This is a genomic window from Caloramator quimbayensis, from assembly GCF_900167605.1.
GTDB classification, from domain to species: Bacteria; Bacillota; Clostridia; order Clostridiales; family Caloramatoraceae; genus Caloramator_B; species Caloramator_B quimbayensis.
On record NZ_FUYH01000011.1, the window covers coordinates 38,401 to 60,594 of the forward strand.

Here is a 22,194-nt window from a genome sequence, read left to right on the forward strand (position 1 = left end):
ATAAATGCAAAACGTGAAAATAAAAAAGACAATAAATTTTATTTCACAGAATTTTATATATCTATTTTTATTATTGCTTATTATAATAATTGCTTTTATTAATCCTAATTTTTTATCATTGACATGTCTTCGTGATATATTGCTGCAATGCTCAACAAGGGTTATCATTGCAGTTGGTATGTTCTGTATATTGCTTACTGGTGGGGTTGATCTCGGAGCAGGCCGTGTCATAGGATTTACAGCTGTCCTTTCAGCATCAATGCTTCAAACTACAGATTATGCAAGAAGATTCTATCCAAATCTTCCCCAACAGCCACTTTTTATTCCAATATTAATCGCACTGCTTGCGGGAGTTGTTGTTGGAATTCTTAATGGTATAATTATATCTAGATTCAGTGTTCCGCCTTTTATTGCAACCCTTGGAACACAGGTAATTGTTTATGGTATTACTTCTATTTATTTTGATCTTCCTCCTAATAATTCACAGCCTATAGGAGGCTTAAGAAAGGATTTTACTTTTCTTGGTTCAGGGTCTATAGGAGGTATTCCTATTATTGTTATATTAGCTATACTTATAGCAGCAATAGCATGGTTAGTATTTACAAAAACATCCTTTGGTAAAAACACCTATGCTATAGGAGGAAATAGACAAGCAGCAGAAGTATCTGGAATTAATGTAAAGATGACCTTGTTTATTATATATACTGTAGCATCTTTATGTTTTGCATTTGCAGGTGTTTTGGAGGCAGCAAGAACAGGAGGTGCAACTAATAACTATGGGTTTATGTACGAATTTGATGCAATAGCAGCATGTTTTGTTGGTGGAGTATCAACTACAGGAGGTATAGGAACTATTCCAGGAGTATTGGCCGGAGTATTTATATTTGGGGTTATAAACTATGGATTAACTTTCATAGGTATTAACCCGTACTGGCAGTATATTTTAAAGGGAATAGTTATAGTTTTTGCAGTAGCCTTTGATATAAGAAAATATATAGCTAAAAAGTAATAACAAAAACTCATAATTTATGATAACTTTTCCTCTCCGGTGCCAGGCACCGGAGAGGAAAAGTTATCATTCTTCAGCTTCAGCTAAAAGGTTTTCCCATCTTTCGTAAAGCGCGTCGAGGTATTTTTTAGCATCTTCAAATTCTTTATTAACTTCAAAGGACTTTTCAGGATTAGAATATACTTCCTCAAGACACATAAGATTTTGAAGTTCATGTATTTTTGAATCGACTTTTTCGATTTCCTTTTCTATATCTTTAATCATCTGCTTTTGCTGTTTCTTTTTCTCTTGTATTTCTCTTAACTTTCTTTTTTCCTCCCGTATCTCAGTTTTAGTTTTCCCTTCAGTATTTACTACTATTTCATCTATTGCGCTGTTTTTCTTAGCAATATAATATTGAAAATTTCCAAGATATTCGGTTATGTTTCCATCTTTCATTTCAATTATTTTGTTTATTACCTTATTTAAAAAGTATCTGTCGTGGGAAATTACAAAAAGGGTTCCTTCATATTCGAGCAGTGCCTTTTCAAGGGCTTCTCTTGATAATATATCGAGGTGATTTGTAGGCTCATCAAGAAGCAGAAAGTTTGCTTTTGAGAGCATTAGTTTTAATAATGAGAGCCTGCATTTTTCCCCTCCAGAGAGTGTTTCAACCCTTTTAAAAACATCATCTCCTGAAAATAAAAAAGCTGCAAGATAATTCCTAACCTGTGTTATAGTAAGGTCTGGATATTCATCCCAAATTTCATCAAGGACTATTTTGTCCATAGATAAATCCTTTTGCTCCTGATCATAGTAGCCTATATATACGTTTTTGCCGATTCTTACATAACCATTATCATAGGGCATGTTATTACATATTATTTTAAACAAAGTGCTTTTCCCTTTACCGTTTTCTCCAATTAAGGCGGTTCTTTCTCCCCTTCTTATCATAAATGAAAGGTTAGTAAACAGCGTTTTATCATCAAAGGATTTTGAAAGATTTTCAACTATTAGAACATCGTTTCCGCTTCTGCATTTTACATCAAATTCAATTCTTGTTGATTTACTCTCTATATTTGGTCTGTCTAATCTCTCAATTCTCTCGAGAGCCTTTTCCCTGCTTTCAGCCTGTTTTATGCTTTTTTCTCTGTTGTAGGAGCGGTATCTTTCTATTATTTCTTCAAGCCTTTTTATTTCCTTTTGTTGAAGAGAATATTCCTTCATCCTCTGCTCAAAGCGTTTTTCTCTTTCAGAAATAAAGAAAGAATAATTTCCGTTATATTCTTCAATAATTCCATCAGTAAGTTCAAAGGTTTTATTTGTAATAACATCGAGAAAGTATCTGTCGTGGGATATTATTAAAACAGTTCCTTTATAGTCCTTAAGGAAGTTTTCAAGAAATTCTATAGCGTCAAGGTCGAGATGGTTAGTAGGCTCATCAAGAAGAAGAATGTCAGGATTTGATAAAAGAAGTTTTGATAGTGCAACCCTTGTTTTCTGACCTCCTGATAAATATGCTATGTTTTTTGAAAAATCTTGCGATGAAATTCCAAGGCCAATAAGCATACCTTTGACAAAACTTTCACAACCATAGCCATTATTCCTTTCATATTCTTCCTGAAGATGACCATATTCATTAAGCAGCTTTTTATATTCATCAGAATCAAGGCTTTTATGGGACATAAGGTTTTCAAGCTCTCTTAAGCGCACCTCTATCTTTTTTATATTATCAAATACTTTCATAGTTTCATCAAAAACAGTAGAATCATCATCAAGGTTTAAATTTTGTGAAAGATAACCTATTTTTTTCCCTTGACCTATAAATATATCTCCAGAGTCAGACTTTAAATCCCCGTTAATAATCTTGAATATAGTTGTTTTTCCTGCACCGTTGGAGCCAACAAGACCTACCTTTTCATTCTCATTAATTGTGAAAGTAACATCTTTTAAAATTACATCTATTCCATAGGATTTTTGTATTTTATTTAAAGATAATGCTATCATATTAACACCTCATTTCATAGTAACAATGATATTTTACTATTTTGTGATACGTTTTTTCAATGGAATATTTTTTAGAAAATTATTTCGATTGACACATAAATGTTTATATATTAACATATTTATGTAGAACTATATATCAAAGTAAATTAATTATTTTAAAATTTATTAAATAAACTTATATTAAGTTTAATTATATAGGAGTTGAAAGGTTTTATGAATAAGAAAACTATGATTTCAATGGCTGTTATTAGAAGGCTACCAAAGTATCAAAGATACCTCGGAGAACTTCTTAATAATGACATAACGAGAATATCCTCAAAGGAGCTTTCAGAGAGAATAGGTTTTACGGCATCTCAAATAAGGCAGGACTTAAACTGTTTTGGAGATTTCGGACAGCAGGGATACGGATATAATGTCAGGGAGCTTTATGATGAAATTAGTAAAATACTCGGACTTACAAGGACTTATACTACTGTAATAATTGGTGCGGGAAATATAGGACAGGCAGTTGCTAATTATTCTAAATTTGAAAAGCTTGGGTTTGAATTAAAGGGAATATTTGATAAAAATCCAAAGCTTATAGGAATAAAAATAAGAGACATTGAAGTCAAGGATGTAGATGAACTTTCAGATTTTCTTGAAAGAAATAAAATCGACATTGGAATTATATGTGTACCAAGAACACAGGCGCAGGTAATTGCTGATATATTTGTAAAGAGCGGAATAAAGGCAATTTGGAACTTTGCTCCAACGGATCTTAACGTTCCTGAGGATGTTATTGTTGAAAATGTACATCTTAGTGAGAGCCTTTTAACTCTCAGCTATAGACTTAATGAAGCTAAACTTTTTGGCGAAGAATAAACCTTATCTATTAAGAAGCTGATTAATAAAAGGAGGCATGTAATCATGCCTCCTTTTATTTCATTTATCCTAAATTATCTATATAATCGGCTGCATAAAGGGCTGCAAGCTGTCCCTCTCCAACCGCCTTTGCAATTTGATATGGCTTTCCTGTAATATCTCCTGCAGCGTAAAGACCTTTAATATTAGTTTCCATGTTTTTATTTACTTTAACATGGGCACCGTCAACTTCAAGTCCTGGTACCAAAGTTCCTAATGGATAGCTGTCTTTTATTACAAAGAAACCATCAGCTTCTACCTCACTATTTTTTAAGAGAAGTTTTTTAGCTGTAAAATCTCCTTCAAATTTTAAAGGAACATCCTTTATTATTTCAACGTTATTGCTGAAATCAAAATCTTCATTTACAGCTGGAACAAAATATACTTTCTTACATACTTCAGATAAAAATTTGGTTTCTTCAATAGATTCTTTATTGTAGCCAACTACTCCAACTACTTTACCCTTATAAAGAGGGGCATCGCAGGTAGCGCAGTAGCTCACCCCGGAGCCTAAAAACTTATCCTCATTTTCTATAGATTTTTTAAAATCAACTCCAACGGATAGGATTACTGTCTTTGCCTCAATCATATCTGTTTCAGCCTGAATTGAAAAATACCCATCCATTGTATAAATCATATTTACCATTTTAGATGATGTGTGAACATCTAAGGTTTGCAGATGATTGTTCAGTTTCTCAATAAGTTCGGGACCCTTTATTTCAATAAATCCGGGATAATTATGAATTGAAGGGGACAGCATAACTTTTTTACTGTCCCTTCCAAAAATTATTACGGATTTATTTCGAGCCTTTGCATTTATTGCTGCAGATATACCTGCAGGACCTTTTCCTATTATAGCAACATCATACATTATATATTTAAGGCTCCTTTTATTGCATCTTCGATTTGGTTTTCAGGTCTAAAGCCGACTATTTTTCCAAGGGCTTTACCTTCATTAAATAATATAAGTGTTGGTATGCTTTGAATCCCGAACATATTTGCGCTCATTGGGTTTTGATCAACATCCACCTTAACAACTTTGAGCTTCCCGTCATATTTGGATGCTATGCTGTCGATTGCTGGTGCAAGCATTTTGCATGGACCACACCAGGTAGCCCAGAAATCAACAAGTACCGGCTTATCTGAGTTTAAAACTTCCTCTTTAAAATTTAAATCAGTTGCATGTATAACCATAATCATTACCTCCTATTATTTATACCCCTTAGGGGTATTTCTGATATTATAATATTCTTTTCAAAGCAAAATGTCAATATATTTTTACAAACATTTTACCAAAGATGAACTTAAATTGGAACAAATAATTTAAAAAAAGTGTCATAATAATACGAGAATAAATTACAAAGAGGTGGTTACGTGTCGAAAAAAATAAAAAAAGTAGCACTATTCTTTCTCCTGTTCATGTTTATTTTTACACAGTTTTCAGTATCTTATGCAGCATCTTCAAGTTTTACCCCTTACAAAGCAGTAATAACTGCTTCAAGCCTTAATATTAGACAAACCCCCTCAACCTCAGGAAAGATTGTCGGGTACTATAAGAAGGGAACTATAGTTGATGTAGTAGGTATATCAGGAAGTTTTCTAAAAACAAATAAAGGTTATATAGCATCAGCCTATACAAAAAAATATACAACAACATCAACAACTACAGCATCGAGAGGGACAAGCTTTACACCATATAAGGTAATCATAACATCGAGCTATCTTAATATAAGACAGGGTCCTTCGACAAGCTATAAAATAGTAGGGAAATATTATAAGAACAACATAGTTGATATAATTGGAGTGTATGGAAGTTTTCTAAAAACAAATAAAGGTTATATAGCATCTGCCTATACTAAAAAATATGTAGTAGCTGCTCCTGCTACACCTGCACCTACTTCAACTCCGCCATTATACAGGGCAAAGGTTTTAGCAAGCATACTTTCAATAAGACAGGAAGCTTCATCATCTTCAAAGGAAGTTGGTAAATATTATAGAGGAGATGTTGTTGATGTATTTGCAAAGGAAGGAAGCTTTCTAAAAACCAGCAAGGGGTATATTTATGAATCCTATACTGAGAGAATACAGGATACATCGAGAGGAAATACTTCTAATAATGTAGGCAAATATTTACTTGTAAATGAAGATACCCAGCTTTTATTAAATACAGACGGTACCCATGATGAGAGATATGCAGTAAAGGGTAAAACATATAAAATTATTGATGAACAAAATGGATATTTTAAAATTAAAATGGGAGCAATATACGGCTACATAGCTGCTGATAAGGTTACAGTTCTTGATTATCAGGTAAAGGATAAACTTACTGTTGCATGGAATTATATCTATGCAAAATCTTCAAATTCAATATATTGGAAGGACAATAGCCATTATATAAACAACAACAGTGCATCTTATGGTCTTGATGTTATATCCCCTACATGGCTTTATATGACTGGGGATTACAAGAATCCATCATCAATTAAGGTTGCAGAGAAGGCTGACAGAGAATATGTAATAAGAGCTCACAGAAACGGATATGAAGTTCATGGACTTTTTTCAGAGTTCAGTGCAGACAGAGCCTATGCTATGTTTACTAATTCGAGCATTCGCCAAAAGGTTATAGATGATGTGGTAAATTATGCATTAACCTATAATCTTGATGGTATAAACATAGACTTTGAAGCCTTAGGAGTTAAAAACAAGGCATATTTTACAGCCTTTGTAAAGGATTTATCAGAAAGGCTGCATAAGGCTAACCTTACGGTTTCTGTTGATGTTACCAAAATTACAACTGACAGCAATATTTATTCAGGAGGATATGACAGGGCTGCTCTTTCAAAGTATGTAGATTATGTAATGCTTATGGCTTATGATGAACATTATTCTGGTTCAAAAACTCCAGGTTCTGTAGGTTCATATCCATGGGTTGATAGTTCAGTAAAAGGGCTTATAAATAGCGGCGTTCCATCGGACAAGCTTATATTAGGTGTTCCATTTTACGCAAGGGAGTTTACATTATCGATTGATCAGGCAGTACAGGTTGTAATATTTAACACTGACCAGAGCGGTATTTACAGCCAGCCAGTTTTAAGTGATGATTTAAAAATTGAGAATGCAACTTTAGATGGAAGCTATGGCTACATTTCTTTAGCAAACGGATGGTATACGGTTGAATATAATGGAGGTCAGGCTTATATTCCTGAGAGCGATGCAACACTAATCAAAATAGGGAATGACAGTCAGACTGTTATAGATTCAAGAGCTTTAAAAATGCAGGCTGTAGCTGATAATAAGGTAAAATATAACGGCAGGGTATACTTTGATGATAAAGCAAAACAAAACGTACTTGAATATATAGATTCTGATGGGAATAAACGATTAACATGGATTGAAGATGCGTCATCTATGGCATGGAGAATGGATATAGTTAATCAGTACAATTTAAAAGGTATGGCTGCATGGCAGACTGGATTTGAAACAAGAGATATATGGGATGTTATTAAGCAAAAGCTGAAGTAATACTTCAGCTTTTGCTATTTTTTAAGTATTTGTTATAATAAATGTAATATGAATTCTGGAGGAATTAATATGGAAATTTACGCTCTAATTGGAAGAAGCGGTACGGGAAAAAGCTTTAAAGCACAGTATGTTGCAGGTCTTTATGATATTGAATATATAATAGATGACGGTCTATTTATAAAAGGAAATAAAGTTTTAGCTGGGGTATCGGCAAAGAGAGAAAACACGAGGATTGCTGCTGTTAAAAGAGCTGTTTTTACGCATTATGAGCATAGAAAAAATGTAAAAGAGGCTATAATGGAACATTCTCCTGATAAACTTTTAATAATAGGAACTTCTGAGCATATGATAAAAAGCATAATAAAAGCTCTGGAACTTGAAGGGGATTACAGAATAATACGAATAGAAGAAGTATCAGAACTTGATGAAATTGAAGAAGCAACAAGGGCAAGAAGAATAAAAGGGAAACACGTCATACCCGTTCCTACCTTTGAGGTTAAAAAGGATTTTTCAGGTTATTTTCTCGACTCTATAAAGATGTTTGGCAAAAGAGGGAATAAAGAACCTGATATAACTGAAAAAACTGTTGTTAGACCTACTTTTAGCTATTTAGGAAAGTATGATATAACAAACAGCGCTTTAAAGACAATAATAGCAGAGTCTGCTAAGGAAGTAGTAAATTTAGAAAAGGTATTATTAATTGATATAGATAATAGAGCAAACGGTATAATAATTACTATAGCTGTATCTCTTAATATAAATGAGCCGCTGAATGTAATAAGCAATAACATAATGCACAGGGTTAAAGATAATCTCGAATATATGACAGGAATTAACATAATAAGTGTAAATATTATTGTAAAAAACGTTAAAATCGAGGTGGAAGGGCAAAATGGAATTCTGCGAATTTGAAAAAGGAATAGTAATAAAAAATATAGAGGATTTTGAACTAAAACATACCTTTGATTGTGGTCAATGCTTCAGATGGTCTGAAGATAAAGAAGGAAGCTATATTGGAGTTGCGGGGAAAAAAGCAGTCAGGATATACAAAAAAGAGAAGGATATATTTATTGAAGGCGCAAAGATTGATGATGCATTATTTTGGGTAAATTATTTAGATTTAGAAAGGGATTATAAGGCTGTTAAGAAAGAACTCTCAAAGGACAGCGTTCTGCTTGAGGCAATCAATTATGGATACGGAATTAGGATTTTAAATCAGGAAATGTTTGAAACCACAATATCTTTTATAATATCTGCAAATAACAGAATTCCTATGATTAAAAGGGCTATAGAAAATATATGCAAAACCTTTGGTGATAAAATCGAGTTTGAGGGCAATACTTATTACTCCTTTCCAACTGCCCTTCAGCTATCAAGGGCCAATATTGAAGATTTAGAAAGGTGCGGCTGCGGTTTCAGGGCAAAATATATAGTTGATACAACAAAGGAAATATTAAGCAATGAAGCTTATTTACTATTTATAAGCAGAATGAAAACTGATGATGCCCAAAGAGAACTTATGAAGCTTAAAGGAATTGGGCCTAAGGTTGCAGACTGCATACTTTTATTTTCAATGCAAAAGTATGATGCCTTTCCTGTTGATATATGGGTTAAAAGAGTAATGCAGTATTTCTATCTTGCACCGGATGTAAGCCTTAAAAAGATAAGGGAATTTGGCAGAAATAAATTTAAAGATTATGCAGGATTTGCACAGCAGTATCTTTTTTATTATGCAAGGGATTTTAAAGGAAGAGAGGGATTTTTAAAATAATATGCATATAATTACTTGAAATAGTAAATATTAGATATATAGTATAAATTCTTAAGGGGGGATATTATGAGATCTACCCTCAATTACAAAACAATAAAGCTTCAGGACGCTATAGTTCCACAGGTTTTTATTAAAAAAGATGAAAATATAATCTATTACGATAGGATAAATTCTGATGAAGGTAGATTTTGCATTTCTTCTTTAGATGGAATTTTAAATAGTTTTGAAGTTTTAGCAGGACAGGGAATGATAACATATGATGGAGATATGTATGTATCAAAAGCAAGGGATAATACGGTTTTAATAAAATACTCTAAATATCAAAAAATTGAAAAGAGTATTGAACTTGAAGGTATATTTTTTGATTTTAAACAATCTTATTTTAATGAACTTATATGTCTTGGTAATTTAAATGGGAAGACAGTAGTAAAAATACTAAACAATGATTTAGAGCAGCTAAGGACAATATATCCAAAGGATATTTTCTTCGGATGCAGCCTTTATATTGAAAAAGAGTATATATATATTGCTGGTTTTGACATACATAACGATTTTATAATAATTAAAACCAACTATATAGGTGCTGTGCTTGAAAAGTGGAACATAGGATTAAGTGATAATAAAAAAATAATATCTAAGATGCAAAAATATAAGGACTATTTTATACTCCTTTTTACAAACGGAAATGAAAGTTTGATGTTTTTTAATTATAAGGATAATTCTATAAAGGAAATATTTCCTTTTGATTTTAATGTTGAGAGCTTTTCGGATTTTAATATTGAGAAAGATACCTTATCTATCCTTGGAGAAAAATACATATTTGATATTTCAATTATAGAAATTTTAGAATACAAGAGCAGGAGAAGAATACGAGGTTTTAAAATAGATGGGGATATTTATTCTTATGTATATGTTGCCTTTTGCAGGATATTTTCCAAAAATATTATATTGTGCATAAAATATGCAACACCTTTGTTGTTTTTAACTTATCTGTTTTTCCTACTGAAATTTGACATTTTGAGACTTAAAATTGATTATATATTTTATCTTCCAATTATAGTGTTTATATCTTCTATTATTTTAAGTTTTAAATATTTAATAATAAAACAAAACAGAATTGAACAGTTTCTTTATATAAAGCATCAGAAAGACTTCAAATGTATTAATATATTTCCTTTTTATATGGGTTTTACAGCTGCATGTATAATTCAGCTTATAAATAAGAATTTTTTATATTCTTCTGTATTAGGTGTTTTTGTGTTTTTACTTTTCTTTTTAATTAATAAATCTGTAATAAACCACATACAAAATGAAAACAATAGTATTATTATTGAGCTTCTAAAGTTTGAAGATTTTTATATTAAAGAATATATAGATGAAGTATTAAAGCGCCTTAGAGAAAAAAATAGTGAAAAGCTCTTAATAGAGTTTGTAACGGATAATAATGCAAACAAGTCTGTGCTGTTAAGGTGGCAAAACAGCAGAAAAAGCATAATTAAAACCGATATTAAAATTTTAGATAACTCAAACAAAATTGAGACAATACTTGATTTTTCAAAAAGGGATATAAAATATTCAAGATTTTCAATACTTATGGATTATCTATGTTACATAAAGAATCAGACAAAAGTAAAGGAAATAGAGATAGAAGTTTTGGATAAAGATTCATAAAATGAATTTATGAAGGATTAAGTGAAAAATAAAGAAAAAAAGAGAACGTGAATGATAAAATCATCTATTAGTCATTATTCGTACTATTTAGCTATTTTAGTTATATATAACAATTTGATAATAAACTGCCATTTATTTAATATATTAATTGTGATTAGCACTCACTTAAAATGAGTGCTAACAAATAGCAAATAATTAAAATTAAAATATACACAAGGAGGGTTAACGATGAAATTAAGACCACTTGGTGACAGAGTTGTAATTAAAAAGATTGAGGCTGAAGAAACAACAAAAAGCGGAATAGTTCTTCCAGGTTCAGCAAAGGAGAAGCCGCAAATGGCTGAAGTTATAGCGGTAGGACCTGGCGGAGTAGTTGACGGAAAGGAAGTAAAAATGGAAGTTAAGGTTGGAGATAAGGTTATATTCTCCAAGTATTCAGGAAACGATGTTAAAATCGATGGAGAAGAAGTTACTATTTTAAGACAGGATGACATCTTAGCTATCGTTGAATAATTTGAGATAAGAAGGGAGAGATAAAAATGGCAAAGGAAATAAGATTTAGTGAAGACGCAAGACGTTCAATGCAAAAAGGTGTTGATAAGCTTGCTGATACAGTTAAAATAACACTTGGACCTAAAGGAAGAAACGTTGTTCTTGATAAGAAATTTGGTGCTCCTCTTATTACTAATGACGGTGTTTCAATAGCAAGAGAAATAGAACTAGCTGATCCATATGAAAACATGGGAGCTCAGCTTGTAAAAGAAGTTGCTACAAAGACAAATGATGTTGCAGGAGATGGAACTACAACTGCTACACTTCTTGCACAGGCAATTATAAGAGAAGGTTTAAAGAACGTTACAGCTGGTGCAAATCCAATGCTTATAAGAACTGGTATTAGAAAGGCTGTAGATGTTGCTGTTGAAGAAATTAAGAAGATTTCAAAGCAGGTAAACGGTAAAGAAGATATAGCAAGAGTTGCTTCAATATCAGCTGCTGATGAAGAAATAGGCCAGCTTATAGCTGATGCTATGGAAAAGGTAGGTAACGAAGGTGTTATAACTGTTGAAGAATCAAAAACAATGGGAACAGAACTCGACGTTGTTGAAGGTATGCAGTTTGACAGAGGCTATATAAGCCCATATATGGTAACTGATACTGAAAAGATGGAAGCTGTTCTTGATGAGCCATATATACTTATAACTGATAAGAAGATATCAAGCATTCAAGATATCCTTCCAATATTAGAGCAAATAGTTCAGCAAGGCAGAAAGCTTTTAATAATTGCTGAAGATATCGAAGGAGAAGCTCTTGCAACACTTGTTGTTAACAAATTAAGAGGAACATTTACCTGTGTTGCAGTTAAAGCTCCTGGATTTGGTGACAGAAGAAAAGAAATGCTCCAAGATATCGCTATATTAACTGGTGGTATGGTAATATCCGAAGAACTTGGCCGTGAACTTAAAGAAGCAGATATATCAATGCTTGGCCGTGCAGAAAGAATTAAGGTTACAAAGGAAAACACTACAATAGTTAATGGACTTGGAAGCAAAGAAGAAATCCATGCGAGAGTTGCTCAAATAAGAGCACAGATTGAAGAAACTACTTCTGATTTTGATAGAGAAAAGCTTCAGGAAAGACTTGCAAAACTTGCAGGTGGAGTTGCAGTTATTAAAGTTGGTGCAGCTACTGAAACTGAGCTTAAGGAAAGAAAATTAAGAATAGAAGACGCATTAAATGCTACAAAAGCAGCTGTTGAAGAGGGTATAGTATCCGGCGGCGGAACTGCATATATTAATGTAATTCCAGCGGTTGCTGACCTTGCAGAAAAAGTTGAAGATGCTGATGTTAAAGTTGGTGTAAATATCGTTAAGAGAGCCCTTGAGGAACCACTAAGACAAATTGCAGAAAACGCTGGTTATGACGGCGCTGTTGTTGTTGAAAAGGTAAAGGTTAGCGATAAGGGAATAGGCTTTGATGCTTTACATGAGAAATATGTAAACATGATTGAAGTTGGTATCGTTGACCCAACTAAGGTTACAAGATCAGCTCTTCAAAATGCAGCATCAGTTTCAGCTACATTCCTTACAACTGAAGCAGTTGTTGCTGATATTCCTGAAAAGAAGGATAATGCACCTGCAATGCCAGGCGGAATGCCAGATATGTATTAATAATAAAGCTCCCAATTGGGAGCTTTATATTTTTATAAACTTTTATGATTATAAATACTTTACATCATTTTTTCCCTATCATCAAGAAAACCTTCTCAGCCTTTTATATTTTTAAAACATAAATAGGAATATACAATAGGTACTATTGAAATTACAATTACTACAATCATTAGCCCAGTAAAGGCAATTGTACCTTTGAAGAAAGCTAAAATACCAACAATAAAACCTCCTGCAACCCAAAGGGGGGCTGAGAATCTATGGGTTTTAACCCAAACGGTTTCGTCAGCTAAAGTCCATGGAGTTCTTATTCCAACAAAGTAGTTATGCTTTATCCTTCCCATCTGATTACCAAGTAGAATAAACACTATTCCAACCCATAGAGTAACTATTGAACCTACATTAAATTTATATCCAAGGGAAGATAACAGTATTATATACTGAAGAGCTATAAATAAAAGGTGGAATGTATATCTTATTACATTATAGGCAGGTCTGAAGTTTACATAGTTTTGTTTCTTAGGATCCAGATTAGGAAGTATAAGAAATAAAAAATAGAATCCAATGTTCATAAGGTTTATATTTAAAATCCCAGAAAGTTTACTCGAGTATGCATCAACCTCACCTTTTATATTCCAGTGGCTTGGCATTTTATCTGGAAGGCTTGGATAAAGATATATACTTACTAATAGTGTTAGTACCATAAGAAGCAGTATGAACCAGTCTTTTTTTATATTTTCAATTATTTTCTTCATTTTTCCCATCCTCCTTAACATTTATAATATCAAAGAACCACCCTATTAATTCCTGAAAAACAGTTGTATTTAAGGAGTAGTAGATGTTTTGCCCCTTTCTCTCATCGTTAACAAGACCTGCCTGCTTTAAAAGGTTCAAATGGTGAGATATGCTGGGCTTTGTCATATCGAAATGCTCTGCAATCTCTCCTGCGGTTAAATCTTCTTTTCTTAGAAGCATTATTATCTTTCTTCTTGTTGGATCGGAAAGAGCTTTAAACGGTAGATTCAAAATATCACCCCCATATATTAGATAATTAGACAATTATCTAAATATCTAATATAATTATATCACCTTTAAGTTATTTGTAAACATCTATTTTTTCCTTATTTTATCCTTAGCATCAAGAGTTTCAGGCCTTTTTTTGCTTGTTAAAATATCGCTTAAAATATAGTTTTTAAAATCGTTAAGATTAAAGGGGGCAATAAAGGAGCAGAGCATTTGAAAAGGAAACTATTATAAATAGTAAGATTTTCTACTCTTTTTGAATTTCGTTATTTTTTGTATTCATAGAATGCCTCCTGAAATTTTTTCTTTGCATTCATATCTATAATTCCAAGCCTTTCAATTCTTGTTTCAACGTTAAGATTTATTTCTGCATTTTTATATTCTTCGTTCCAGTCTAAGGTTTTGAATATATAAGGATGCTGAGCTCTAAAATATTTATAAAAATTAAAAAAATCTGTATTAAATTCACTTTGAGATTTTAATATTATGTTTTTTATATCCTCTTTTAATCTTTGTGAAATTTCAGACTCGATATTTGATTTATAGTCTTCAGCTATTATGATAAGAAATTTATCTCTCCTAATAAAGGCTTTAGATTTATGGCTTCTCCCTCAATAAACATAAAGATATGAATAAATACTATGAACAATATTATTATTACTCCATAAAGTTCACATATTCTTCCTATGCATTGAAGCCCTTTTACTGAGGAGTAGTAAACTGATATAAACATAAAAAAGCTCAAAACCCAAACAGGAGTTTTAGGTAGAATGATAAGTTTAATAGTTTCACAGGATATTCTTGTAATAAAGGAAAGTATTAAAAAAAAGTATATAAAATAAAGTATAGAAATTATAAATGTCATAGTTTTCCCTAAGAGCAGATTTGAATATTCAATAAAATTTTTTTCTTTAAAAATTAGGCCTAAATAGGTTACAATATATGTGAATATGCTGACTATAATTGTCGACAGGAGAATGCTTATCCATCCACCTGTGCCCGCATTTTCAACTATACTTTTAGGAAGGTTTATAAAGCCATAGCCAAGTATTATTCCAAAAAGATAAAATGATATTTGTCTGTTATTTAAATAATCTCTCATATTTACCAAAAACCTCACTATACTATTATTTTTTAGTATTTCTTATGGTATAAATTTCTATACTATATTTAAAAAATTGTTAGGAGTTGAAAGGATGAAAGTACTTTATTTTGATTGTTTTTCTGGAATAAGCGGGGATATGACAATAGGAGCACTTTTGAATTTAGGAGTTCCTTTCGATTATCTTTTATTAGAGCTTGACAAACTTAGCATATCAGATGAATTTGATATAGAGATAAAAGAGGGGCAAAAGTGCGGAATAACTGGAATAGATTTCAATGTACATATAAAACATAATAATGATAACCATAGCAATCATCATCATGACCATCATCATGGGCGAAATCTTAAGGACATAGAAGAAATAATAAATAATAGCAGTCTTAAGGATAATGTAAAAAAGCTTTCAAAGGATATATTTTATTGCTTGGCAAAATCTGAAAGTGAAGTTCATGGTAAGGATATATATGAGGTTCACTTTCATGAGGTTGGAGCAGTAGATTCTATTGTTGATATAGTTGGGGCAGCTATTTGTATTGACTATATAAAACCAGATATAATAATTTCATCCCCTATAAATACAGGAAAGGGATTTGTAGAGTGCGAGCATGGAATAATACCTGTTCCTGCTCCAGCCACTTTAAAGATATTAAGAGGTGTTCCTATATACTGTGACGAAAGGGAATTTGAGCTTACGACTCCAACGGGGGCTGCTATTGTTAAAACCCTTTCAAGTGAGTTTAAGAATTTTCCCTGCATGAAAATAATTAGGGAAGGATATGGATGCGGCAAAAGGGATACTAAAAAGCCTAATCTTTTAAGGGTAATATTGGGGGAGGGTAATTCAGAGGATGTATGCATACTTGAGGCTACAATCGATGATATGAACCCTCAGTTTTGCGGATATCTTATGGATAAACTCTTTGAAGCCGGAGCAAAGGATGTTTATTATACACCTGTATATATGAAGAAAAACAGGGTAGGGATTTTAATTACAATAACAACGCCTGTATCTATTGAGGAAAAAATAAAAGAGATAATGTTTAAAGAGAGCACAACCATAGGGATTAGAAGATTTAATATACAAAGAACAGAGCTTGACAGAGAGTTTAAAAAGGTAAGCACTGAGTTTGGTGATATAAGGTTTAAAGTTTCAAGCTATAAAGGTGAGATAATGAACGTATCCCCAGAATATGAGGATGTTAAAAGGGCAGCAGAAAACAAAAATATTCCATTAAAGAAAATATATAATGAAGCAGTTAAGATAGGTCACAATAAAAAAATATATGAATAAGTTGAATTAAATTAAGAAAGGTGCAATAACTAATAAAAAGCACTTTTTTATATATTTTAAACAAAAAACAACTTTTGTCTGCTAAAGGTTGACATGTACTAATATTAAAGTTATAATAACGAATAAAAACAAATGAAAATACAAATCTTACTCATATAATCCTGTTAATATGGGCGGGAGTTTCTACCGGGGGCCGTAAACCTTCGACTATGAGTAAGGCTGCTTTGCATTTTTTGGCTCTGCACCTTACTCGCAGAGTCTTTATTTTTTGAGTAAGAGAATGGAGGTTGCTATGGGTAAAATTTTAAAACAAGCATATACCTTTGATGATGTGCTTTTAGTTCCACAAAAATCTGACGTTCTTCCAAAGGATGTTGATGTTTCGACATATCTTACAAAGACTATAAAGCTTAACATACCACTTATGAGTGCGGGAATGGATACAGTAACCGAGGCTAAAATGGCAATTGCCATGGCAAGAGAAGGCGGAATCGGAATTATTCATAAAAATATGTCCATAGAAGAGCAGGCTGTTGAGGTGGATAAGGTAAAGCGCTCTGAACACGGCGTTATTACAGATCCTTTCCATTTAACTCCTGAGCATACTTTAAAGGATGCAGACTTCCTTATGGGTAAGTACAGAATTTCAGGAGTTCCTATAGTTGAAGGCACAAAGCTTGTTGGAATTATTACAAACAGGGATATAAGATTTGAGAAGGATTTTTCAAGAAAGATTAAAGAGGTTATGACAAAGGATAACCTTATTACTGCATCAGTTGGAACGACATTAGAGGAGGCCGAACAGATTTTAAGAAAGCATAAGGTTGAAAAGCTTCCTTTAGTTGATGAAAACTACAATTTAAAAGGGCTTATTACTATAAAGGACATTGAAAAGGCAGTTAGATTCCCTAATTCTGCAAAGGATAAAAAGGGAAGACTTTTAGCAGGGGCTGCTGTTGGAGTTACTAAGGATATGATGGACAGGGTAACTGCCCTTAAAGATGCAGGAGTTGATGTTGTTGTTGTAGATACTGCCCATGGACACTCGAGGGGAGTTCTCGATGCTATATATACAATAAAATCAAAATACCCAGATCTTCAGGTTATAGGAGGAAATGTTGCAACGGCAGAGGCAACAGCTGATTTAATAAGAGCAGGAGCAGACTGCGTTAAGGTTGGTATAGGACCAGGTTCTATATGTACTACGAGGGTTGTTGCAGGTGTTGGAGTACCTCAGTTAACTGCTGTTATGGACTGTGCTGAAAAGGCAATAGAGCATGGCGTTCCAATTATTGCAGATGGTGGAATAAAGTATTCTGGGGATATTATAAAGGCCCTTGCGGCAGGTGCATCGGTTGTTATGATGGGTTCCATGCTTGCAGGATGTGAGGAAAGCCCTGGAGATGAGGAGATATATCAGGGAAGAAAGTTTAAAGTATACAGAGGAATGGGCTCAATTGCTGCAATGCAAAAAGGAAGCAAGGACAGATACTTCCAAGAGGATAATAAAAAGCTTGTACCAGAAGGTGTTGAAGGAAGAGTAGCCTACAAGGGTGCTGTTGCGGATACTTTATATCAGCTAATTGGCGGAATAAGATCAGGTATGGGATACTGCGGCTCAAAAACTATTTACGAGCTTTGGGAAAAGTCACAGTTTGTAGTCCAGACTTCAGCAGGACTTAGGGAGAGCCATCCCCATGACATACAGATAACTAAAGAGGCTCCAAACTACACTACGGAGGGATAAAATAATATGAATCAGGATTTAGTTCTTGTTATAGATTTCGGTGGGCAGTATAATCAGCTTATTGCAAGAAGGGTTAGGGAGTGCTCTGTTTACTGTGAGATAGTTCCCTATACTACCACAATAGATGAAATAGTTTCAAAAAATCCTAAGGGAATAATATTTACAGGAGGACCAAACAGCGTTTATGAGGATGGGGCTCCAAGAATAGATAAGAAAATTTTTGAGCTCAATATACCTATTCTTGGTATATGCTATGGTGCTCAGCTTATAGCCTATACCTTAGGAGGAAAGGTTGCAGGAACGGATATAAGGGAATATGGAAATACTGAGGTTAATTTTGATACATCATCTTTAGTATTTAAGGGTTTAAAAGAGGAGAGCATCTGCTGGATGAGCCATACGGATCAGATTATAGAACTTCCAGAGGGTTTTAAAATTACAGCAGGAAGCGATAACTGCAAAGTCGCTGCTATGGAAAATGAAGATAAAAAAATATATGGTCTTCAATTCCACCCAGAGGTTAAACATTCTCAGTATGGATTTGATATGATTAAAAACTTTTTATATAATGTCTGCGGGTTAGATGGAAGTTGGAGCATGACATCCTTTATTGAGGATAAGGTTAAAGAGATTAAAAATATCGTTGGAGATAAAAGGGTTATATGCGCTATCTCCGGAGGTGTTGACTCTTCCGTTGCAGCGGTTCTTGTTCACAGGGCAATTGGAAAGCAGCTTACCTGTATATTCGTTGACCATGGACTTTTAAGAAAAAATGAGGCGGAGGAAGTATACAGCACCTTTAAAGAAAAGTTCGACATGGATCTTATTATGGTTGATGCTTCAAAGAGATTTTTAGGGAAGCTATCAGGTGTTAAAGATCCTGAAAGCAAGAGAAAGATTATTGGTGAAGAGTTTATTAGGGTATTTGAAGAGGAAGCAGGAAAGCTTTTAGGAATAGAGTTTTTAGTTCAGGGAACGATTTACCCAGATGTTGTTGAAAGCGGAACAGGGACATCGGCAACTATAAAGAGCCACCACAACGTTGGGGGACTTCCTGAAGATCTTAACTTTAAGCTTATAGAGCCTTTAAGAGAGCTTTTTAAAGATGAGGTCAGGGAAGTTGGAAGAAAGCTTGGAATACCAGAGGATATAGTGTCGCGTCAGCCCTTCCCAGGACCAGGCCTTGCGATAAGGGTTCTTGGTGAAATTACTGAGGAAAAACTCCATTTAGTAAGAGAGACGGATTTCATATTAAGGGATGAGGTTAAAAAGGCAGGCCTTGACAAATCAATATGGCAGTATTTCACAGTACTTCCCGACATAAGAAGTGTTGGAGTTATGGGGGATGAGAGAACCTACTCCCATACAATAGCGATAAGGGCAGTTGAGAGCGTAGATGGAATGACCTCCGACTGGTACAGGATACCCTATGATGTACTATCAAAAATATCATCGAGAATTGTAAATGAAGTAAAAGGCATAAACAGAGTAGTTTACGATATTACAAGCAAACCACCAGCAACAATCGAGTGGGAATAGTAAGAAAAAATCCTCTAAACCTTGATATTACAGGGTTTAGAGGATTTTAATTTTAATAGTGATACGCAAATGATACATTTCCTATTTTTCAATAGTATCATTTATATCTTTTTGTACTAACTTTTGTAGCTTGTCAGCAACTTCACTTTGCTTGTTCGGATAAAGGTGGGAATAAGTTTGAAGGGTTGTTTCAATATTTTCATGCCCAAGCCTTTCCGATATAAGTAACGGTGAAAACCCCATTTCAATCAATAATGATGCGTGGGAATGTCGCAAGTCATGAATTCTAATCTTCTTTACTTTTGACTTCTTACAACCTCTATCCATTTCATGATGAAGGTAATATTTTGTTACCTGGAATAGCCTTTCAAGAGGTTCATAATAGTAAAGCTTGGATGCGTATTCCTGAACCAGTGTACCCAAGAAAGGCGGAATGGTAACAACCCTTTTGCTTTTGGGTGTCTTGGGTTCAAGTATTAAATCCTGGTCACCCATCCTTGCATAGTTTTTATTTATACTAACTGTTAGGGCTTCAAAGTCAAAATCATTTAATGTTAATGCTAATAATTCACCTGACCGCATACCAGTCCAAAACAGCAGTTCAAACGCAACCTTTGAAACTGGCTTATCTTCCACAGCAGCAATAAATTTATTGAATTCTTCGACAGTCCAAAACTTCATTGAATCAGCATTTTTCTTACCCATGCTTCCACATATCCTGGCAGGATTTGAAGGAAGCTTGTAATATTTCATTGCAAAATTGAAGATGGCTGAAAGCTGGTTATTTACTGTTTTCAGATATGTTTGACTATAATTATTTTCATGGGAAATCAATTCATTCTGCCATTTTCTAACGGTTGTTGGGGTAATGGTGTTAATCGGCATATCCTTAAAAAATGGTAATACCTTTAAATCAATCACATACTTTTTGTTTTCCAATGTGGTTGGTTTCAATCTGCTTTGGCAATCTTCCATATACAGTTCAACCAAGCTGCCAAATGTCATGTCACAAGAAGCATGGGCTTTATTTAGAAATTCCCTTTCAAAAGCCTTGGCTTCCTTTTGAGTTTTAAAACCACGTTGCATTTTCTGTTTATTTGCACCAGTCCAATCCTTGTAATTGAATTTGCAGTACCAAGTACCACGTTTTTCATCTTTGTAAACAGGCATTATATCATTCCTTCCTAAAAAAGAGTATAAAAAATAAACCCTTTATAACTCTAAGGGTTCATGATATAATACTTGCTATGGAGCGGTACTATATCAATCCCTTAAAGGGTTATAGAGTATCTATGAAAAATCGTTTGGTGTTAGCAGCACCAGGCGATTTTTTTATTTATTTTTTGGTAAAAACTCTGTTCTAATCCTTTCTATAATGTATCGTTCTTGGTATTCAATACTGTCTTGCAATATCTTATCAACTAAATTAATTAAATCATGTTGTTGCATTACGGTAACAGTTCCAAAGTCAGGATGACATATTTGATATTCATTACGTTCAATATCTTTTTCATCTTGTTCTATATAGAAACCAGCATCTTCTAAATGTTGAATGGCTTTCATAAGTTTATATTCCGTTTCATCTTCATTTACACCATATATTTCATCCACAGTAATATTAAAAATTCTGCATATTTCAAAAAGCATTTCGGCATTTGGTGTACTAACGGATTGTTCCCAACTTGAAACAGTAGATGGTTTTGTTCCAAGTCTATCAGCCAAATCTTTTTGAGAAAGTCCCATATTTTTTCTATGTTTAGTTATATTGGATGAAATATTTTCTTTTATTTTTCCCATTACTTCACCACCTTCTTTTTTTTTACCATGTTTCAATACTATCACAATAAATTCATAATTGCAATACAAAAATACGAAAATCTCATATTTTTGTATTGACAACACGAAAATATCGTGATAATATTAAATTACAACGAAAATATCGTAGTAAAAAAGGAAGGTGAAACGAATGCTTAATGAAAAGATTAAATTATTTATGAGAGAAAGAGGGATTAAGCAATCATTTTTAAAAAACAAGCTTGGGATGACTGCAAGCACTTGTAATGCAATGCTAAACGGAAATCGTGGTATATCAGCAGAAGAATATTTTAAAATTTGTGATGCTTTGAAAGTTCCCCTCGATTATTTCAAAGACATAGAAAACGAAGAAGTATGAAAAAACTTGCTGATTCTTTAAATTGCACAGTTCAGGAATTATTTTTCAATGAAGAATAAAGAAAGGATGGTGTTAACTATGACAAACAATCAAGTTATCAAGCAAGAACCTAAATTTATAACTGCTTCTGAAGTTGCAGAAATGCTTGGTGTTTCTTTAACAACTGGTTACCGCATTGTAAAGAAACTAAATGATGAACTTAAACAGCAAGGAAAAATTACTGTGGCTGGCAAGGTAAGTTCCCGCTATTTTTATGAAAAAGTGGCTTTGTAATATGAAAATCAACTTTGAA

At 33.2% G+C, this 22,194-nt stretch carries 22 protein-coding genes and 1 riboswitch; of the genes, 13 read left to right on the forward strand and 9 right to left on the reverse strand.

Annotation, left to right across the window (positions count from 1 at the left end; all coding sequences use genetic code 11):
* The first annotated feature begins 4 nt into the window (after positions 1–4).
* A complete protein-coding gene (mglC, locus tag B5D15_RS08485) occupies positions 5–1,009 on the forward strand; it encodes a galactose/methyl galactoside ABC transporter permease MglC (protein ID WP_078696684.1) in 1,005 nt (334 codons plus the stop codon).
* Positions 1,010–1,075: 66 nt separating this feature from the next.
* On the opposite strand, the gene abc-f is transcribed toward mglC, so the two are convergent.
* Positions 1,076–2,995 (reverse strand): ribosomal protection-like ABC-F family protein, encoded by a 1,920-nt coding sequence (abc-f, locus tag B5D15_RS08490; protein ID WP_078696685.1) that lies wholly within the window; start codon positions 2,993–2,995, stop codon positions 1,076–1,078.
* 213 nt (positions 2,996–3,208) lie between these two features.
* On the opposite strand from abc-f, the gene B5D15_RS08495 reads away from it, so the two are divergent.
* Positions 3,209–3,856 carry a redox-sensing transcriptional repressor Rex gene (locus tag B5D15_RS08495; protein WP_078696686.1) on the forward strand — a complete coding sequence of 216 codons (648 nt, stop codon included), beginning with the start codon at positions 3,209–3,211 and terminating at the stop codon, positions 3,854–3,856.
* Positions 3,857–3,920: 64 nt separating this feature from the next.
* Here B5D15_RS08495 and B5D15_RS08500 read toward each other — a convergent pair whose 3' ends face one another.
* Both B5D15_RS08500 and trxA read right to left on the reverse strand, forming a co-directional pair.
* Entirely contained in the window at positions 3,921–4,766 is an 846-nt protein-coding gene (locus B5D15_RS08500) for an NAD(P)/FAD-dependent oxidoreductase (protein ID WP_078696687.1), read from the reverse strand.
* Positions 4,766–5,089: a thioredoxin gene (gene trxA, locus B5D15_RS08505; RefSeq protein ID WP_143287254.1), complete on the reverse strand. Its 324-nt coding sequence runs from the start codon at positions 5,087–5,089 to the stop codon at positions 4,766–4,768. Before trxA ends, B5D15_RS08500 begins: the two co-directional genes overlap by 1 nt.
* Positions 5,090–5,269: 180 nt before the next feature.
* Between trxA and B5D15_RS08510 the strand changes: the two genes are divergently transcribed.
* From B5D15_RS08510 to groL, 6 genes are all read left to right on the forward strand, one after another.
* On the forward strand, positions 5,270–7,417 hold the full coding sequence (locus B5D15_RS08510; RefSeq protein ID WP_078696689.1) for a glycosyl hydrolase family 18 protein: 2,148 nt from the start codon (positions 5,270–5,272) through the stop codon (positions 7,415–7,417).
* Positions 7,418–7,486: 69 nt separating this feature from the next.
* Positions 7,487–8,329, forward strand: a complete 843-nt coding sequence (locus tag B5D15_RS08515) for a hypothetical protein (protein ID WP_078696690.1) — start codon at positions 7,487–7,489, stop codon at positions 8,327–8,329.
* Positions 8,310–9,188 (forward strand): DNA-3-methyladenine glycosylase family protein, encoded by an 879-nt coding sequence (locus tag B5D15_RS08520; protein ID WP_078696691.1) that lies wholly within the window; start codon positions 8,310–8,312, stop codon positions 9,186–9,188. The genes B5D15_RS08515 and B5D15_RS08520 overlap by 20 nt, the downstream gene beginning before the upstream one ends.
* Positions 9,189–9,254: 66 nt before the next feature.
* Positions 9,255–10,859: a hypothetical protein gene (locus tag B5D15_RS08525; RefSeq protein ID WP_078696692.1), complete on the forward strand. Its 1,605-nt coding sequence runs from the start codon at positions 9,255–9,257 to the stop codon at positions 10,857–10,859.
* Positions 10,860–11,087: 228 nt separating this feature from the next.
* Positions 11,088–11,372, forward strand: coding sequence for a co-chaperone GroES (groES, locus tag B5D15_RS08530; protein ID WP_078696693.1), 285 nt, complete (start codon positions 11,088–11,090; stop codon positions 11,370–11,372).
* Positions 11,373–11,398: 26 nt separating this feature from the next.
* Positions 11,399–13,027, forward strand: coding sequence for a chaperonin GroEL (gene groL, locus B5D15_RS08535; protein WP_078696694.1), 1,629 nt, complete (start codon positions 11,399–11,401; stop codon positions 13,025–13,027).
* A gap of 95 nt (positions 13,028–13,122) precedes the next feature.
* Here groL and B5D15_RS08540 read toward each other — a convergent pair whose 3' ends face one another.
* From B5D15_RS08540 to B5D15_RS08555, 4 genes are all read right to left on the reverse strand, one after another.
* The gene (locus tag B5D15_RS08540; protein ID WP_179122233.1) at positions 13,123–13,779 is read right to left on the reverse strand and encodes an SdpI family protein; all 657 of its coding nucleotides are present in this window, start codon (positions 13,777–13,779) and stop codon (positions 13,123–13,125) included.
* On the reverse strand, positions 13,763–14,053 hold the full coding sequence (locus B5D15_RS08545; RefSeq protein WP_278305714.1) for an autorepressor SdpR family transcription factor: 291 nt from the start codon (positions 14,051–14,053) through the stop codon (positions 13,763–13,765). The genes B5D15_RS08540 and B5D15_RS08545 overlap by 17 nt, the downstream gene beginning before the upstream one ends.
* 260 nt (positions 14,054–14,313) lie before the next feature.
* Positions 14,314–14,631, reverse strand: coding sequence for a Ger(x)C family spore germination C-terminal domain-containing protein (locus tag B5D15_RS15860; RefSeq protein ID WP_078696752.1), 318 nt, complete (start codon positions 14,629–14,631; stop codon positions 14,314–14,316).
* Positions 14,604–15,149 carry a GerAB/ArcD/ProY family transporter gene (locus tag B5D15_RS08555; protein WP_078696697.1) on the reverse strand — a complete coding sequence of 182 codons (546 nt, stop codon included), beginning with the start codon at positions 15,147–15,149 and terminating at the stop codon, positions 14,604–14,606. Before B5D15_RS08555 ends, B5D15_RS15860 begins: the two co-directional genes overlap by 28 nt.
* A gap of 94 nt (positions 15,150–15,243) precedes the next feature.
* On the opposite strand from B5D15_RS08555, the gene larC reads away from it, so the two are divergent.
* From larC to guaA, 3 genes are all read left to right on the forward strand, one after another.
* Positions 15,244–16,443: a nickel pincer cofactor biosynthesis protein LarC gene (gene larC / locus B5D15_RS08560; RefSeq protein ID WP_078696698.1), complete on the forward strand. Its 1,200-nt coding sequence runs from the start codon at positions 15,244–15,246 to the stop codon at positions 16,441–16,443.
* Positions 16,444–16,574: 131 nt separating this feature from the next.
* Positions 16,575–16,673: riboswitch (purine riboswitch) on the forward strand.
* Between the two features lie 62 nt (positions 16,674–16,735).
* A complete protein-coding gene (gene guaB, locus B5D15_RS08565) occupies positions 16,736–18,190 on the forward strand; it encodes an IMP dehydrogenase (protein WP_078696699.1) in 1,455 nt (484 codons plus the stop codon).
* Between the two features lie 6 nt (positions 18,191–18,196).
* On the forward strand, positions 18,197–19,729 hold the full coding sequence (gene guaA / locus B5D15_RS08570) for a glutamine-hydrolyzing GMP synthase (protein WP_078696700.1): 1,533 nt from the start codon (positions 18,197–18,199) through the stop codon (positions 19,727–19,729).
* Between the two features lie 81 nt (positions 19,730–19,810).
* On the opposite strand, the gene B5D15_RS08575 is transcribed toward guaA, so the two are convergent.
* Complete coding sequence (locus B5D15_RS08575; RefSeq protein ID WP_078696701.1) at positions 19,811–20,899, reverse strand: site-specific integrase; 1,089 nt, start codon at positions 20,897–20,899, stop codon at positions 19,811–19,813.
* 162 nt (positions 20,900–21,061) lie between these two features.
* A complete protein-coding gene (locus tag B5D15_RS08580) occupies positions 21,062–21,571 on the reverse strand; it encodes a helix-turn-helix domain-containing protein (RefSeq protein WP_179122234.1) in 510 nt (169 codons plus the stop codon).
* Between the two features lie 124 nt (positions 21,572–21,695).
* Here B5D15_RS08580 and B5D15_RS08585 point away from each other — a divergent pair, with 124 nt between their 5' ends.
* Entirely contained in the window at positions 21,696–21,902 is a 207-nt protein-coding gene (locus B5D15_RS08585; protein WP_078696703.1) for a helix-turn-helix domain-containing protein, read from the forward strand.
* 78 nt (positions 21,903–21,980) lie between these two features.
* The gene (locus tag B5D15_RS08590) at positions 21,981–22,175 is read left to right on the forward strand and encodes a helix-turn-helix transcriptional regulator (RefSeq protein WP_078696704.1); all 195 of its coding nucleotides are present in this window, start codon (positions 21,981–21,983) and stop codon (positions 22,173–22,175) included.
* The last annotated feature ends 19 nt before the right edge of the window (positions 22,176–22,194 follow it).